The sequence below is a fragment of the Pseudolabrys sp. FHR47 genome (assembly GCF_005153485.1).
Taxonomy (GTDB): Bacteria; Pseudomonadota; Alphaproteobacteria; order Rhizobiales; family Xanthobacteraceae; genus Pseudolabrys.
The window spans coordinates 4357697-4373361 of sequence record NZ_CP039740.1; the positions used below are offsets into that span (position 1 = coordinate 4357697).

The 15665-nt window shown below is 63.9% G+C and carries 12 protein-coding genes and 1 pseudogene; 6 read left to right on the top strand and 7 right to left on the bottom strand.

Going from position 1 to position 15665, the window contains the following annotated elements; all coding sequences use genetic code 11:
• The first annotated feature begins 22 nt into the window (after positions 1–22).
• Positions 23–259 carry a sulfurtransferase TusA family protein gene (locus E8Q40_RS21085; protein ID WP_246662946.1) on the top strand — a complete coding sequence of 79 codons (237 nt, stop codon included), beginning with the start codon at positions 23–25 and terminating at the stop codon, positions 257–259.
• Between the two features lie 106 nt (positions 260–365).
• A pseudogene (locus tag E8Q40_RS21090) lies at positions 366–2179 on the top strand (ABC-F family ATP-binding cassette domain-containing protein).
• A gap of 114 nt (positions 2180–2293) precedes the next feature.
• Here the strand turns inward: E8Q40_RS21090 and E8Q40_RS21095 are convergent.
• On the bottom strand, positions 2294–3517 hold the full coding sequence (locus E8Q40_RS21095; protein WP_137046374.1) for an FAD-dependent oxidoreductase: 1224 nt from the start codon (positions 3515–3517) through the stop codon (positions 2294–2296).
• Between the two features lie 124 nt (positions 3518–3641).
• Between E8Q40_RS21095 and E8Q40_RS21100 the strand changes: the two genes are divergently transcribed.
• The 4 genes from E8Q40_RS21100 to E8Q40_RS21115 all read left to right on the top strand — a co-directional run bounded on the left by E8Q40_RS21100 (position 3642) and on the right by E8Q40_RS21115 (position 9815).
• Entirely contained in the window at positions 3642–4589 is a 948-nt protein-coding gene (locus tag E8Q40_RS21100) for a LysR family transcriptional regulator (RefSeq protein ID WP_137046375.1), read from the top strand.
• Positions 4589–5914, top strand: coding sequence for an aspartate aminotransferase family protein (locus E8Q40_RS21105; RefSeq protein ID WP_137046376.1), 1326 nt, complete (start codon positions 4589–4591; stop codon positions 5912–5914). Before E8Q40_RS21100 ends, E8Q40_RS21105 begins: the two co-directional genes overlap by 1 nt.
• A 154-nt stretch (positions 5915–6068) precedes the next feature.
• A complete protein-coding gene (locus tag E8Q40_RS21110) occupies positions 6069–7040 on the top strand; it encodes a TAXI family TRAP transporter solute-binding subunit (protein ID WP_137046377.1) in 972 nt (323 codons plus the stop codon).
• Between the two features lie 186 nt (positions 7041–7226).
• Positions 7227–9815, top strand: coding sequence for a TRAP transporter permease (locus tag E8Q40_RS21115; protein WP_137046378.1), 2589 nt, complete (start codon positions 7227–7229; stop codon positions 9813–9815).
• Between the two features lie 21 nt (positions 9816–9836).
• Here the strand turns inward: E8Q40_RS21115 and E8Q40_RS21120 are convergent, their stop codons facing one another.
• From E8Q40_RS21120 to E8Q40_RS21145, 6 genes are all read right to left on the bottom strand, one after another.
• Complete coding sequence (locus E8Q40_RS21120; RefSeq protein ID WP_137046379.1) at positions 9837–10148, bottom strand: hypothetical protein; 312 nt, start codon at positions 10146–10148, stop codon at positions 9837–9839.
• A gap of 497 nt (positions 10149–10645) precedes the next feature.
• A complete protein-coding gene (gene phnE, locus E8Q40_RS21125; RefSeq protein ID WP_137046380.1) occupies positions 10646–11479 on the bottom strand; it encodes a phosphonate ABC transporter, permease protein PhnE in 834 nt (277 codons plus the stop codon).
• A 70-nt stretch (positions 11480–11549) separates the two neighbouring features.
• A complete protein-coding gene (gene phnD / locus E8Q40_RS21130) occupies positions 11550–12665 on the bottom strand; it encodes a phosphonate ABC transporter substrate-binding protein (RefSeq protein WP_137046381.1) in 1116 nt (371 codons plus the stop codon).
• Between the two features lie 56 nt (positions 12666–12721).
• Positions 12722–13684 carry a phosphonate ABC transporter ATP-binding protein gene (gene phnC / locus E8Q40_RS21135; RefSeq protein ID WP_246662947.1) on the bottom strand — a complete coding sequence of 321 codons (963 nt, stop codon included), beginning with the start codon at positions 13682–13684 and terminating at the stop codon, positions 12722–12724.
• 129 nt (positions 13685–13813) lie between these two features.
• Positions 13814–14509, bottom strand: coding sequence for a DUF1045 domain-containing protein (locus tag E8Q40_RS21140; RefSeq protein ID WP_137046383.1), 696 nt, complete (start codon positions 14507–14509; stop codon positions 13814–13816).
• A 14-nt stretch (positions 14510–14523) separates the two neighbouring features.
• Complete coding sequence (locus E8Q40_RS21145; RefSeq protein WP_137046384.1) at positions 14524–15663, bottom strand: alpha-D-ribose 1-methylphosphonate 5-triphosphate diphosphatase; 1140 nt, start codon at positions 15661–15663, stop codon at positions 14524–14526.
• Positions 15664–15665: the final 2 nt, after the last annotated feature.

Genomic DNA, 15665 nt, shown 5'->3' on the forward strand with positions numbered 1-15665 from the left:
CGGCGGCAACAGGAGCCGAACCTTGGCTGAAAAGATTATGAACCTGCGTGGCCTGAAATGCCCGCTGCCCACGCTGCGCGTGAAAAAGATGCTGTCGACGCTACGGTCCGGCGATGTCGTGATCGCCGAATGCACCGATCCGATGGCCGCTATCGATATCCCCAATCTGGTGCGCCAGACCGGCGATACACTGGAAGCCCGCGACACCGGCAAGGAACAAGGCCGGGACTTGCTGACTTTCCGGATCCGCAAGAAATAGCCCGCGCACGATGCTTTCTCAACTATCTGATATTTATGTGCAAATTTCTCACTCTCGGCGCCGACTTTGCTTTGACCTCGGCGCGCCCGGCCTGTAGCGAGAGGCCATGGCGCCTCCTCCCCTTCTGCAACTGACCGGCATCAAGCTGACCTTCGGCGGCACGCCGCTGCTCACCGGCGCCGACCTGTCGGTCTCGACCGGCGAACGCGTGTCGCTGGTCGGCCGCAACGGTTCGGGCAAATCGACGCTGCTCAAGATCGCCGCCGGGCTGGTCGAGCCGGACGCCGGCACCGTGTTCGTGCAGCCGGGCGCGCTGGTGCGGTACCTGTCGCAGGAGCCGGATTTCGGCAACCACGCCACGGCATTGTCATATGTCGAAAGCGGGCTGAAGCCGACCGACGATCCCTACATCGCGCGGCAATTGCTGGAGGAGCTTGGGCTCACCGGCACCGAGGACCCGTCGCATCTGTCCGGTGGCGAAGCGCGGCGCGTGTCACTCGCTTATGCACTGGCATCTGATCCCGACATCCTGATGCTCGACGAGCCGACCAATCATCTCGACCTGCCGACCATCGAATGGCTGGAGCGCGACCTCGCGGCGCGCCGCACCGCGTTGGTGGTCATCAGCCACGACCGACGTTTTCTGTCCAACCTGACGCGCACAACAGTGTGGCTCGATCGCGGCACCACGCGACGGCTCGACAAGGGCTTTGCCTTCTTCGAGGAATGGCGCGACCAGGTTCTGGCGGAGGAAGAGCGCGACCAGCACAAGCTCGACCGCAAGATTGCCGCCGAAGAGCACTGGATGCGCTATGGCGTCACCGCTCGGCGCAAGCGCAACATGCGCCGTGTCGGCGAACTCGCCGCCTTGCGCGAACAGCGCCGCAGCTATCGCGGCACGGCGGGCGCCGCCGCCATTACCGCCGGCAGCGCGCAGCAGTCCGGCGCGCTGGTAATCGAGGCCAAGGATATCTCCAAGAGCTACGGCGAGCGCGCCATCGTCAAGGACTTCTCGCTGCGCGTGGCGCGTGGCGACCGCATCGGCATCGTCGGGCCGAACGGCACCGGCAAGACCACGCTCATCAATCTGCTGACCGGCGCCGACACGCCGGACTCCGGCAGCGTCAAGCTCGGCGCCAATCTCGCCATCGCCACGCTGAACCAGCATCGCGACAGCCTCAACCCGGACACCACGGTCGCCGACGCGTTGACCGGCGGCGCTGGTGAAACCGTCATGGCCAACGGCACGCCGAAACATGTCATCGGCTACATGAAGGACTTTCTATTCTCGCCCGAGCAGGCGCGCACGCCGCTCGGCAAGCTGTCAGGCGGCGAACGCGGCCGCCTGATGCTGGCGCAGGCGCTGGCGCAGCCATCGAATATGCTTGTGCTCGACGAGCCGACCAACGATCTCGACATGGAAACGCTTGACGTTCTGGAAGAGACGATCAGCGATTATCCCGGCACCGTGCTGCTGATCAGCCACGACCGCGACTTTCTCGACCGCCTCGTGTCCGGCGTCATTGTGCCGGAAGGCGACGGCCGCTGGCCGAATATCCGGCGGCTATTCCGACAGGCTTTCAAGCAGCGCGGCGAGATTTGGCGCGCCGGAGTGCAAAGGAAAGCCCCGAAAGCGACGTGAAAACCGCAAAGCCCGCTGCGGAAAAGCCGCCGGCCAAAACAGAACTTCAGCTCAGCACAAAACATGGCACTGAAACGCTGCCCAAGACCATCGAGACGTTGCACAAGAAAGCCAGCGAGTTGCAGCACAAGCTGAACGATCCGCAACTTTACGCGCGTGACCGCACCGCTTTTGACAAGATCACCGCGGAACTGAGCGAGACACAGCGTAAATTGTCCGAGGCCGAAGATCAGTGGCTCGAGCTTGAAATGATGCGCGAGGAACTGGCGGGGGAGTAAGTGCCGTCTTCCAGGACGGCCCGAAGGGCCGGACCCGGAATCCATACTCCGCAGCGCCGGGGTTATGGATTCCGGGCTCGCGGACTTCGTCCGCGCCCCGGAATGACAAAACTATTAGAACCTTCTCACATCAAACGACCCCGCCGGGCACGCCGGCTTCTTGCCGTCGATGAGATCGGCCGTCAGCCGTGCGCTGCCGCAGGCGAGCGTCCAGCCGAGCATGCCCTGCCCGGTGTTGAGAAAAAGTCCGGCAAGCGGTGATGGCCCGATCACCGCCCGGCTGTCCGGCGTCATCGGCCGCAAGCCGGCCCAGGGCTCGGCATCGCAAAAGCAGTCAATGTCGAAGGTGTCGGCCGCCGCTTCCTTCAACTGCGCGATACGTGCCTCGGACGGCGTCGCGTCGTAGCCCTGGAAGTCGGCGAAGCCGGCAATGCGCGTCGCGCCCGGCAGCGGTGCATAGACGATCTTGCGACTGTAATCGGTGACGCTGTGCGTCAGCGGCGATTGGCCGTCATCGGCAACGGTGATCGAGTGCCCCTTCACCGGGTAGACAGGCAGATTGAAGCCACAAGATTTCGCGAAAGCGCGGGCGCCAGACCCGAGCGACAGCACGAACTGATCGGCCTCGATAACGCCATGGTCGGTTTCGACGCCGGTCATGCGCTGGCGTTGCACCACCGGCCGTCCGATCGCGGTGTTCATCCGCACCTCGACGCGGTTGCTCTCTTTCAGTTTGGCAAAGAGCTGCTCGCAAAACGCGGCGCAGTCGCCGACCTGCTCCGACTCGGTATAAACGCCACCGACGAAGTCACTTTCGTTCAGCGCCAGTCCCGGTTCCAGGGCAAGGCATTCAGCCGGCGTCAGCACTCTGGCCGGATCGCTCGGGCCCGGCCTCGCTGCCGCGAAGTCTGAGGCACTACGGAAGATCACCAGCTTACCGGCGGTGCGCAGGCCGAAGTCGATCGGCACCTTGCCTAGCAGGCGCTCGAGCTCCAGCCGGCTCAGTTCGGCCAGCGCCAGTTGCGCCGCGGTGGTGCGCGCCACTTCGGCACTGGTGCAGGCCTTGAGAAAACGAAGGCCCCAGCCGACCAGTTCGAGGTCGAGCGACATCCGGATGGCGTTCTCGCCGGGCAGCAGCAGCCCGGGCAACTGCATCAGCATTTTCGGCGAGGCCATCGGCGCGACGTAGCGGTAGGACAACTGCGCACCATTGGCTCCACTGGCGCCGGCCGCCGGGCCGGCCGCCCGGTCGATCAGCACAACTTCGTGCCCCGCCTCGGTGAGCCACCAGGCCGTGGTCAGCCCGACCACGCCGGCGCCCAGAACGCCAATTTTCATCGATACCGCCGCTGTTTTCTGCTGCGGCGCACCTTACGCCGGCGAGCGCGGAGCCATTATGCAAAATTTGCATGATAAGTTGGGCCAAGGCCGATTATCGTTCGCCGGCGTCTCGGGAGTGCGTATGGATTTTCGTTGGCTGCAGGACTTCTTAAGTCTGGCGGAGGTGAGCAACTTCACTGAAGCCGCGGCGACGCGTCACTCCTCGCAACCGGCTTTCAGCCGCCGCATCCAGCAACTCGAGTCCTGGCTCGGCGTCGAACTGATCGACCGCTCCTGCTATCCAACCAAACTGACCCCGGCCGGCGAACGCTTCCGCCGCACCGCCGCCGACATCATTCAGCAAATGGTCGATGCGCGCGCCGGCATCAACGACGACCCTGAAGTCGGTCAGGAGATCGTCACTTTCGCCCTGCCGCACTCGCTCGCCATTTCGCGCTTCCCGGCATGGTGGAGCGAATGGCAGGGCATCACCGGCGCGTCCGGATGCCGCCTGCTCGCCAGCAATGTGCATGACGCCGTGACGGCGCATGTGGCCGGCCTCGCCGACGTGCTGCTCGTCTTCCACCACGCCCAGCAGCCGATCTTCCTCGACCCGGATCATTACGACCGCGTCGCCATCGCCAGCGAATGGTTCCGCCCTTACGTCGCGGCGAAGAACGGCCAGCCGGCGTACAAACTGCCGGGAACGGCGAAGGCACCCTTCCCGCTGCTCAATTATTCGACCAGCACCTTCATGGGCCGCATGGCCGACCTCATCATGCAGTCGGCGCCCGCGCCGGTTCATTCCTACAAGGCATTCGAGTCCGATCTCGCCAGCGCCCTTCACAACATGATCGTCGCCGGCCATGGCATCGGCTGGCTGCCGGAATCGGCGGCCGCCGAAGCGGTGGCCGAAGGCAAGATCAAGGCGGCCGGCGACAATCGCTGGTCGGCGCCTTTCACCATCTATGCGTTTTGCGATCGTGCGCGCGCAGGCCCTGCCGTGCAGCGCCTGATGGCGCATCTGCGCCGATCGCCCATCGCTCTCTTCGCCGACAAGCCCGCGGCACTCGCTTCAGGAAACCGTTGATGACTCACGTACTACATCGCCAGATTGGCAAGGATTACCCGGTCGCCGTGCGCGGCGAAGGCGTTCACATCTACGATTCGACCGGCAAGCAATATATCGACGCTTCCGGCGGCGCCGCGGTGTCCTGCCTCGGCCACGGTCATCGCGACGTGATCGATGCCATGAAGGCGCAGCTCGACAAGATCGAGTTCGCGCATACGAGTTTCTTCACCACCCCGGCGCTCGAGGAGCTGGCAGACGAACTCGCTGCCAACGCGCCGGCCGGCATCGATCATGTCTTTTTCGTCAGCGGGGGCTCGGAAGCCATCGAGGCCGCCATCAAAATGGCGCGGCAGGTCGCGGTCGAACGCGGCGAGCCACAGCGCCGTCATCTCATTTCGCGGCGGCAGAGCTATCACGGCATCACCTTCGGCGCGCTGTCGGTCGGCGGCCGTCCCTCGGCCAAACGCGATTTTTCGCCGCTTCTGATCGAAACGCATCAGGTCTCGCCAGTATACGAGTATCGCGACCGGCTGGCGACCGAAACGCCGGAAGCCTATGGCGAGCGGCTGGCGCAAGAACTCGAAGCGAAGATCGACGAGCTGGGCGGCAGCAATGTGCTCGCCTTCATTGCCGAGACCGTGGTCGGCGCCACGCTCGGCGCAGTGCCGCCGGTGCCGGGCTATTTCAAGCGCGTGCGCCAGATTTGCGACAGGCACGGCATCCTGCTCATCCTCGACGAGGTGATGTGCGGCATGGGCCGCACCGGCACCTTGCATGCCTGCGAGCAGGATGGCGTCGCGCCGGACCTGATGGCGATCGCCAAGGGCCTCGGCGGCGGCTTCATGCCGATCGGCGCGCTGATGCTGAGCGGCAAGATTTTCAATACGATTGCCAAGGGCTCGGGCGCCTTCCAGCATAGCCATACATATACAGGCCATCCTCTGGCCTGCGCGGCGGCGCTCGCGGTGCAGCGCGTCATCCGCCGCGACAATCTTCTCGCCAACGTCAAGACCCAGGGCGCGCGGCTGTCGCGCCGGTTGCAGGAGCGCTTCGGCAATCATCCTTTCGTCGGGGATGTGCGTGGGCGCGGATTGTTTCAAGGCATCGAGATCGTCGCCGATCGCGGCACCAAGGAACCTTTCGATCCGGCGCGCAAGCTGCACGCGCGGATCAAGCAGGAAGCCATGGCGCGCGGCCTGATGGTTTACCCGATGGGCGGAACCAAGGATGGCAAAAGCGGCGATCACGTGCTGATGGCCCCGCCATTCATCAGCGACAATGATACGATCGATCAAATCGTCGAAAGATTGGGCGAGGCGGTCGACGCGGCCATCGGTTCATAGGACCGACGGCAAAGAATGCGCATTGCGGTGACGTGCCGAAATGCGTGACAATGGACCCAGCGTACAAGGTCCAAACATTGCCCGTTGAGTAACGAGGTAAGTTGAATGACGGGACAAGTTGCGTAACGAGACAACCAGGTTGGAGGGATTTGATATGAACAAGATGACATTGACCGGCGGCGTTGCCGCGGCTGGCCTGATCGCGGTGCTCACCGGCTCGCCGGCGCTCGCGCAGCAGAAATTCGTCACCGTCGGCACCGGCGGCGTCACCGGCGTTTATTACGCGGTCGGCGGCGCGGTGTGCCGTCTCATGAACAAGGATCGCGCCACCACCGGTATCCGCTGCTCGGTGGAATCGACCGGCGGGTCGGTGTTCAACGTCAACGCGATCAAGTCGGGCGAACTCGAGTTCGGCCTGTCGCAATCGGACGTGCAGTACAACGCCTCCAAGGGCGAAGGCGCGTTCAAGGACAAGGCTGACGCCGACCTGCGCGCCGTGTTCTCGGTGCATCCGGAACCGTTCACCGTGCTGGCGCGCAAGGAAGCGGGCGTCACGAAGTTCGAGGACTTCAAGGGCAAGCGCTTCAATGTCGGCAATCCGGGCTCGGGCACCCGCGCCTCGATGGAACAGCTTCTCGGCAAACTCGGCTGGAAGCTCTCGGACTTCTCGCTGGCCGCGGAGCTGAAAGCCGACGAGCAAGGCACTGCGCTCTGCGACAACAAGATCGACGGCTTCTACTACGGCGTCGGCCATCCGTCGGCCGCGATCCAGGATCCGACCACGGCTTGCGGCGCCAAGCTGATCTCGCTGACCGGTCCGGCGGTGGACGCGCTGGTCAAGGAGTATCCCTACTACGCCAAGGCGACCATTCCGGGCGGCATGTATGCCAACAACCCGAACCCGACCGAGACCTACGGCGTGCTCGCGACCGTCGTCACGTCGGCCAAGGTTCCGGAAGCGACCGTCTATGCGATGACCAAGGCGGTGTTCGAGAACTTTGAAGAGTTCAAGAAGCTGCACCCGGCCTTCGCTCATCTCGATCCGAAGAAGATGGTCAAGGACGGCCTGTCGGCGCCGCTGCATCCGGGCGCCGCGAAGTACTACAAGGAAAAGGGCTGGATGTAAGTCCGGACCAGGACAGGGGCGGCGCAAAGCCGCCCCTGTTTCTTTGGAGCGTGATCGCGAAGGGCGGACGCCGCCTTTCGCGATCCTGCTTCGACAGGATGGCGGCATACGCCAGAATTGACTCACAACAGACGGCGGCAACGCCGCGCTTTGTATTGCGAAGTTTCGGGCCTGAGGGGACCTGCGATGACCGACGTTAATCAATCAAGCGCGACGCGCGAGCAGCTTGAGACCATGGTCGCGGAAGCCGACACCGGCGGCCGCAAGGCCACCGGCTTCAACAAGCGGCTGATCGTGGGCATCGCGCTCGCCTGGGCGCTGTTCCAGCTCTGGTACGCCTCGCCGCTGCCCTACACCTTCAACTTCGGCGTGATCAACGACGGCAAGGCGCGCATCATCCATCTCACCTTCGCGTTCCTGCTGGTCTTCACGACATTCCCCGCCTTCAAATCGTCGTCGCGCGCCACCATTCCGATCGGCGACTGGATTATCGCGCTACTGTCCATTTCCGCGACGCTTTATCTGCTGGTGTTCTACGACGCCATCGCGCTGCGGCCAGGCCTGCCGACCACGGCCGACATCATCATCTCGACGATCGGCGTGCTCTGCCTGCTCGAAGCCGCGCGCCGCGCCGTCGGTCCGGCCCTGGCGATCATCGCCGGGATCATGCTGCTCTACATCTTCACCGGACCGTGGCTACCGGGCCTGCTCGCGCACAAGGGCGCCTCGCTGTCGCGCGCCTCGTCGCAGATGTGGTTGACGTCGGAAGGCATCTTCGGCGTCGCGCTCGGCGTTTCGACCAGCGTGGTGTACCTGTTCGTACTGTTCGGCGCCCTCTTGGAGCGCGCCGGCGCCGGCAACTATTTCATCCAGATGGCCTTCGCCATGCTCGGTACCTATCGCGGCGGCCCGGCCAAGGCCGCCGTCGCTGCCTCGGGCCTCACCGGCATGATTTCCGGCTCGTCCATCGCCAACACCGTGACGACCGGCACCTTCACGATTCCGCTGATGAAGCGCGTCGGCTATTCTGCGACCAAAGCCGGCGCCATCGAGGCCGCCGCTGGCGTCAATGGCCAGATCATGCCGCCGGTGATGGGCGCCGCGGCGTTCCTCATCGCGGAATATGTCGGCATTACCTATGCCGAGGTGGTGAAGCACGCCTTCCTGCCGGCCATTCTGACCTACGGTGCGTTGTTCTACATCGTCGATATCGAAGCGGCGAAGATGCGTCTGCGCGGCCTGCCGCGCGCCTCGACCGCACCGGCGCATCATGTGCTGCTGCGGGCGCTGATGACCGTCTGCGGCATCATCATCCTCAGCGGGCTCGTCTATTACGGCATCGGCTGGACCAAGACCGCATTCGGCGATGCCGCGACCTGGGTGCTCGGCATCGTCCTGATCGCCGTCTATCTCGGGCTGATCCGTCACAAGGCGACGCATCCCGATCTGCCGACCGACGACCTCACCAAGGCCATCGTCAAGGTGCCGGACTTTTACGCCACGGCCAATACCGGGCTGCATTATCTGCTGCCTGTCATCGTGCTGATCTGGTGTCTGATGGTGGAAGAGCTGTCGCCCGGCCTGTCGGCGTTCTGGGGCACCGCGCTGCTCATCGTCGTCATGCTGACGCAACGCCCGCTGCTCGCCTTCTTCCGTAACGAGCATGAATACGTCGCGCGGCTGCGCGATGGCTTCGACGACCTGATCGCCGCGTTCCAGGGCGCCTCGCGCAACATGACGTCGGTTGGCATCGCCACCGCCTCGGCCGGCATCATCGTCGGCACCGTGGCGCTGACCGGCGTCGGCCTCGTCATGACGGAAATCGTCGAAGCGGTTTCCGGCGGCAATCTCATGATCATGCTGCTGATGACGGCTGTGATCTGTCTCATCCTCGGCATGGGCATGCCGACCACGGCGAGCTATGTCGTCGTCGCCACGCTGATGGCGCCGGTGCTGGTCGAACTCGCCGCGCAGAACGACCTCGCCGTGCCGCTCGTCGCCGTGCATATGTTCGTCTTCTACTTCGGCCTGATGGCCGACGTGACGCCGCCGGTGGGTCTTGCGGCCTATGCGGCTGCAGCCATCTCGGGTGCCGACCCGGTCAAGACCGGCGTGCAGGCGTTCCGTTACGAGGTCCGTACCGCGCTGCTGCCGTTCATCTTCATCTTCAATACCCAGCTTCTGCTGATCGACATCCACAGCTGGGCCGAGCTGGTGCTGGTGATCGCATCCTGCACGGTGGCGATGGGCTGCTTCGTCGCCGCAACGCAGGGCTGGATGCTGACGAAGAGCCGATGGTATGAAACCGTGGCGCTGTTCCTGATCTGCTTCACTCTGTTCCGTCCCGGCTTCTGGGTCGATCGGGTGTTCGATCCTTACGTGACGCGGCCGGCGGCCGATCTCATCAAGGTGGCGAACGATGTGCCGCTCGGATCGACGATCCGCTTCCGCGTGAAGAGCCAGACGCGGGCCGGCGACGAGGTCGAGAAGGTCGTCCGCCTCGCCTTGCGCGAAGGCGCGACCGGACCGGAGCGCCTGCGCGCCGCCGGTTTCGGCGTCATGACCATGGGCGATCGCACGCAGATCGGCGCCGTGCGTTTCGGCAGTCAGGCGACGCAATACGGACTGGCGACCGGCGACGAGGTTCTGGCGGTGCTGACGCCCGCCGACCGGCCGAGCCGGTTCTGGCTATTCATCCCGGCGCTCGTGGTGCTCGCCGGCGTCGTGGTGCTGCAACGGCGGCGGCAGCAGCTGCAGCCCGCGGTGGCGGGCTGACGCAAAAGCGGCAGGAGAACGTCAGCCCGCGGCGATGCGGGCTGGCGGCGGCAGCGGGGTCGGCTCGCTGGTGACGATCTTCATCGTCTCCGGCTTGGCAGGCGGCGTCTTGGCGGCGTTCGATTTCTTCGCTTTGCTCTTTTTGCCTGGCTTGCTTTTGGCTGACCCGGCAGCCTTTTCGGCTTTCTTCGTCGCGCTCTTCTTGTCAGCGCCCTTGGCGCTCTTGGCCTTCTTGTCTTTCTTGGTGCCCGGCCCCTTCAGCGCGTCGAGTTCCGCCTTCAACTTCTTGAGTTTCTTCTTAAGCGCTTTGATGGTGTCGTCTTTTTTCGACATGTCGCACTCACGCCCGTGTTGTGGCCAGCAGGTCAGTGCGGGCAATACCACCCGATTGACGGCCGTTAGCGTAACGGCAGATGCAATGCCGTCAACAACGCTGCCGCATGAAGAAGTAACGCGCTGAGATAATTGCCGATTTTTTCGAGCTGGCTCGCATTCGCAGCGCGATTTTTCATGACAGTTTTATGACATTGGTATTTCAGTCCGCGTTATCCCACGATATCGCTCGCGGCGTCGTTTACAGACTTCACCACTTGGCTAGCATCGTGGCTCTCGCGAGCAGTTCCTTGGGATGCCGCAGATGAAAACATCGGCAGAATCGTGCGACGACGACAGCGAAGCGCTGTACTGGCTCAAGGTCGCCAGGCGCATCCTGTCGGGCGAGATTGACCCGCACAATGCGCGTGCCGTGTTGAGCGCGCGTAGGCGAAATCACGCAAAGCCGCGCACCCGTCGGCCGTCGCCGGTCCAGCACTAGTCTACCGGTAATCCCGTCAGACCAACGTGGCGCGAATGCGCGAGCTGAGCATGTCGAGCAGCATCACGGTCAGCACGACGATGATGATCTGCGCCGCGGTCTCGGCGTAGTGAAAGCTGCGGATGCTTTCATACAATGTCTGGCCGATGCCGCCAGCGCCGACGATGCCGAGCGTCGTGGCGGAGCGCACATTGGTTTCCAGGCGATACAGCGTCAGTGACGACCACATCGGCATCACCTGCGGAATAACGCCGAAGATCACTTCCTGCACGCGCACCGCGCCGGTAACGCGAATGCCTTCGACCGGGCGCGGATCGACCGCCTCAACGGCCTCGGAGAACAGTTTGGCGAAAATGCCGAGGTTGTGAACGAACAACGCCATCACACCGGCGAACGGACCGAGGCCCACAGCAACGACGAACAGCAGGGCAAACACGATTTCATTGATGGCGCGGCAGGCATCCATCAGGCGCCGTACCGGTTGCACGATCCACTGCGGCGCGACATTGGACGAGCACAGAATCGAGACCGGAATGCCGAAGATGACGGCCAGCGCCGTGCCCCAGATCGCGATCTGGATCGTCACCACCATGTCGATCAGGTAACTTTCCCACTCGTGGAAATTCGGCCTAAGGAATGCCTGGCCGAACTCCGCCATATTGCGCCAGTCGGTCACCAGAGACGTGACGCGGAACATCTCCGCCGGCGACCAGCTCCACACCAGCAGGCCGAAGATGATGACCCAAATCGTCCAGCTCTTGACCCTGTGTGACAGCGCATAGCGCGGAACGGTGACGTCCGGCGTCAGCTTGCCGTGTTGCGGGCCGAGGGGAGCGGTGGCGTCGGTCATGAGCAGGCTCGCAGTTGGCGCGGGACGGAAAAAGGGCGCCGGCCCGCAAGGGTCGGCGCCCGGTAGCGACTCAGTTCATCGGCGTCGAGGTCACGGACGTCGCGAGTTCGGCGATGATCTTCTTGAGCTTGGCCTGATCGCCGGCCTTGTCGGCTGCCTGGAACTCGGCGACCTTCTTGCGGAAGGGGCTGGCACTGGCCTTGTCGGCCTCGGCCTGCCACTTCTTGATGTCGGCCTCGAGCGCCTTGACCTGCGCAGCCTTGTCGTCGGCCGACAGCTTGGCGTCGCCCTTGATCTTCATGATCGACTTGTTGGCTTCGAGGATGCGGATCGGGAGCAATTGATCGTCGCCCGACGGATTGAAGGGCGCCCACTGCAGACCGGTGAGCACCTTCTTGGCGGCGGCGATTTCGTCCGGCGTGCCGACGCGGCCGTAGCTCAGCAGGAAGGTATAGAGCTTGGTCTTGTCCTCGGTGGTCAGGTCCTTGCGCCAGACGATCGGGTCGCTCGGGATGAGCGGCGATGTCCAGATGACGCGGATCTTCTTGGCGGCATCGGGCGCGGTCTTTTCGAGGCGCCGCAGGTTTTCGCTGTTGTTGGTGCCCACGTCGATCTGCTTGTTGGCGACTGCCATGGCATTCGCTTCATGCGAAGCGTTGCGCACGGTCTTGAAGCAATCCTTCGGCTCGATGTTCTTGGCCGCGAAGATATACGAGGTCGGAACCAGGAAGCCCGAGGTCGAGTTCGGATCGCCGATGCCGAAATTGACGGTCTTGTCGCACTTGAGCACATCCTCGAGGCTCTTGATCGGCGAGTCGCTCTGCACGATCAGATGCGACCAGTAGCCCGGGTTGCCGTCCGAATCGACCGACTGCACGAAGATCTGACCATCAGCGCGGTTCACCGCTTCCATCGCCGACTTGTTGCCGTACCAGGCGATCTGCACCTTCTTGAAGCGCATCGCCTCGATCACGCCGGCATAGTCGGACGCATAGAACCCATTGACTTTCATTCCGGTGCCTTTGGACATCTCGGCCAGGAAGGGCTCCCAGATGGTCTTCAGGTTGCTGCTCGCTTCGGTCGCGATGATGCCGAAGTTGATTTCCTTCGTCTGGGCCTGAACCGCGGTCGCCGTGAGGCTCGCGGCGACGGCCAGAGCGGTACCAAGCATGGCTAGCTTGCGCATAGTGCCTTCTCCTGTTGCAGTCGTTTCTTGTCAGTCGGGACGGGCGATGACCGCGCTCAGGCGGTCAGGCGCCCGGCATTCGCGTGCGGCCTCGTGATACTCACGGCCGATGCAGCCGGCATGACAACCGCCGGCGGATCGGACCAATGACCGTTGCCGTTCAGGGCGCCTTGCGGGTCCGACCAGTGCGAACCGTGGCTCGGCTCTGCCGCGCCGCCGAAATTCGGCAGGAACAGTTCCTCGGACTCGGCGCCGTAGATGTTGTTGAGAAAAGCCGGCGTCAGAGCGCTCGACGGGCCGTCATAGGCGACCTTGCCGTCCTTGAGCGCGATGGTGCGCGGGCAGTATTTCATCGCGTATTCGACCTGGTGCAGCGATACCAGCACGGTCAGGCCGTCATTGCGGTTCATGTCGGCAATGAGATCCATGACGCGGCGCGACGAGGCGGGATCGAGCGAGGCGATCGGCTCGTCGGCGATGAGCAACTCGGCGCCTTGCACCAGCGAGCGCGCGATCGCGGCGCGCTGCTGCTGGCCGCCGGACAGTTCGCTGGCGCGGCGCAGCGCATGCTCGGCAATGCCGACGCGCGACAAAGCCTGCATGGCAACGCGCTTGTCGTCGTCGCTGAAGCGCCCGAGTGTACCGCGCGCGGTCGGCAAACGGCCGAGCAGGCCGAAGCAGACATTGGTGAGCAACGACAGCCGCGGCACCAGGTTGAACTGCTGGAAGATCACGCCGATGCGGGCCCGCAGATTGCGATTGCAACGGATTCGGCCGCCGCGCTGAATCGAATGCCCGAGCACGCTGATGTGGCCGGCATCCTTGCCGTCGCGCGCCCAGTCGATGGGAATGAGACCGGCCAGCGAGCGGATCAGCGTTGACTTGCCGGATCCCGACGCACCGATCAACGCCACCATCTCGCCGCGCTCGAGCGAGATGGATACGTCGTTCAGCACGGGTTTGCCGCGCTGATAGGATTTGGAAATACCGATAGCGTCGATGACAGCTTGCGTTGTCACGCCGCGCCCTCCTGACCTCGTTGTCACAATCGCTAACAACCGCATGTGACAGTCGGATGAATGCGGCGCGTCTTTCCGACAGAGACGCGAAAACGCCCGATAGGTCAGGATGATGCGCGGGTACGGTCTTTAGGCTGAGGTACCGAGTGCCGCTTCATGCAGCACGACGAAGGGGGCGCCAGGAGCCGCCTGCCTGGAAATGACCAGACGATCGACTGTCAGAGTCGCTGCCTCGGGAATCTGCTCAAATTTATTGCAAAGGAATTTGAAGGCACCGGTCCGCTTCTGCACCGCCAGCGCGCCGGTGAGGGTCATATGGAAGCGAAAGTCTTCGAACACATAAGGATAACCCCAGCGATAAAGGTATTCGATGTGCCGATCGCTCAAGCCCGGCGCCAACCGCTTGGTTAGTTCCTGCTCAGTCATCTGCGCGCGCAGGCCGTCGAAGGCCTCGACGCAGGCGTCCGCCAGACGATTAAGCGTCGCGCATGGCTGGTCCGGCACCAGCGCAATGAACGAGCCGAGTTCGCGAACAACGAGCGTGCCCGCATCAACCGGCGCCTGCTCCTTTACGAACGCGCCAAACGCGGCAACCAGATCGCGTTCGGCGACGCCGTCCTTGAGCCGCATGGGCGGCTTCATGGTCGCGTGAAAGCCGTAGATGCGCGGCTCGCGCGTCAGCACCGGCCAGACCGCGGCATCGACGCCATCGAGGTATGACACGTCGTTGCCGCGATAGGCGTCGTAGCCGAGGGCGGCGGCGCCGAAACGATAGAGTGCGCTGTCGGCGGCCGGCGCATAATAAATGGCATAGCGTGCCGCCATGACCTCACCCGTTCTCAGTGCAAACGGCCGCTATCGGCAAGATGGACGAAGCGGCCGTTGGTCATGGTCGCCACTGCTTTCGGCCGCTGCGGATCGGCGGCCTCGACAAGGACGAGATCGGCGCGCTTGCCGGCTTCGATGGTGCCGCGGTCGGAGAGGCCCGCCGCACGCGCCGGATGTTCCGAGACATAGGCCCAGGCTTGATGAAGCGGCAGCACGTTGTCCTGCGCCAACCGAAACGCCGCGAGCAGCAGCGCCGGATAGTAATAGTCGGACGCCAGCACCGTGCACAGGCCGCGCGCGATCATGTCGGCGGCAGCGACCCAGCCGATGTGGCTGCCGCCGCGCACGACATTGGGGGCGCCCATGACGACATGGTCGCCAGCTTTGGTTGCGTCCTCGGCGGTCTCGACGTTAATCGGAAATTCTGCGACCCGGCAGTTGAGCGCGCGGAACCATTGCCGCTGCTGCGGCGACATATCGTCGTGCGAGAGCATCGCCACCGCGCCGGCGTTGGCGGCCCCGGCGAGGCGCTCGATCGAGCCCGGCACTTCATCGGAACGGCTGCGCAGCCGCTCGACCAGCGCGTTAAAATCCTCGACCGTCAGGCCGGCGCGGGCCGCCATCTCGGCGATCTTGCGCGTGCGCGGCGGCGCATCGGCGCTTGGCATGTGGTCGTTGAAGCCAAGCATGCCGATACGGCGCGCGCCGAGCCAGTCGGTCACTTCGCTCTCGGCATCGAGATTGAAGGTTTCGTAGCGCAGGTGACAATGCGTGTCGGCGCCGAGCGACGGCCGCAGCGTCTCGATGGCCCCGAGCACGGCACGCGCATTCTCGGCACCGCGCAGCCCCGGCTCCCACGACCAGGTGAGCCCGTGAAACATCGTTGTAATGCCGTTGGCGACCGCCTGGCGGTCGCTGTCCTGCAAGGCAATATCGATTGGGAAACCGACACCGGGCCGCGGCATCAACTGGCGCTCGAAGGCGTCGCCGTGGATATCGACAATGCCCGGCAGCACATAGAGCCCGCGCGCATCGAAGCTGCGGCCGTTACCGCCGCTCGCGCCGACCGACGCAATGGCGCCGCCCTCGATCTCAACATCGGCCTCGACGAAGCCGCCGCCCGCCAGAACCTGCCCGCCCTGAATACGCATCA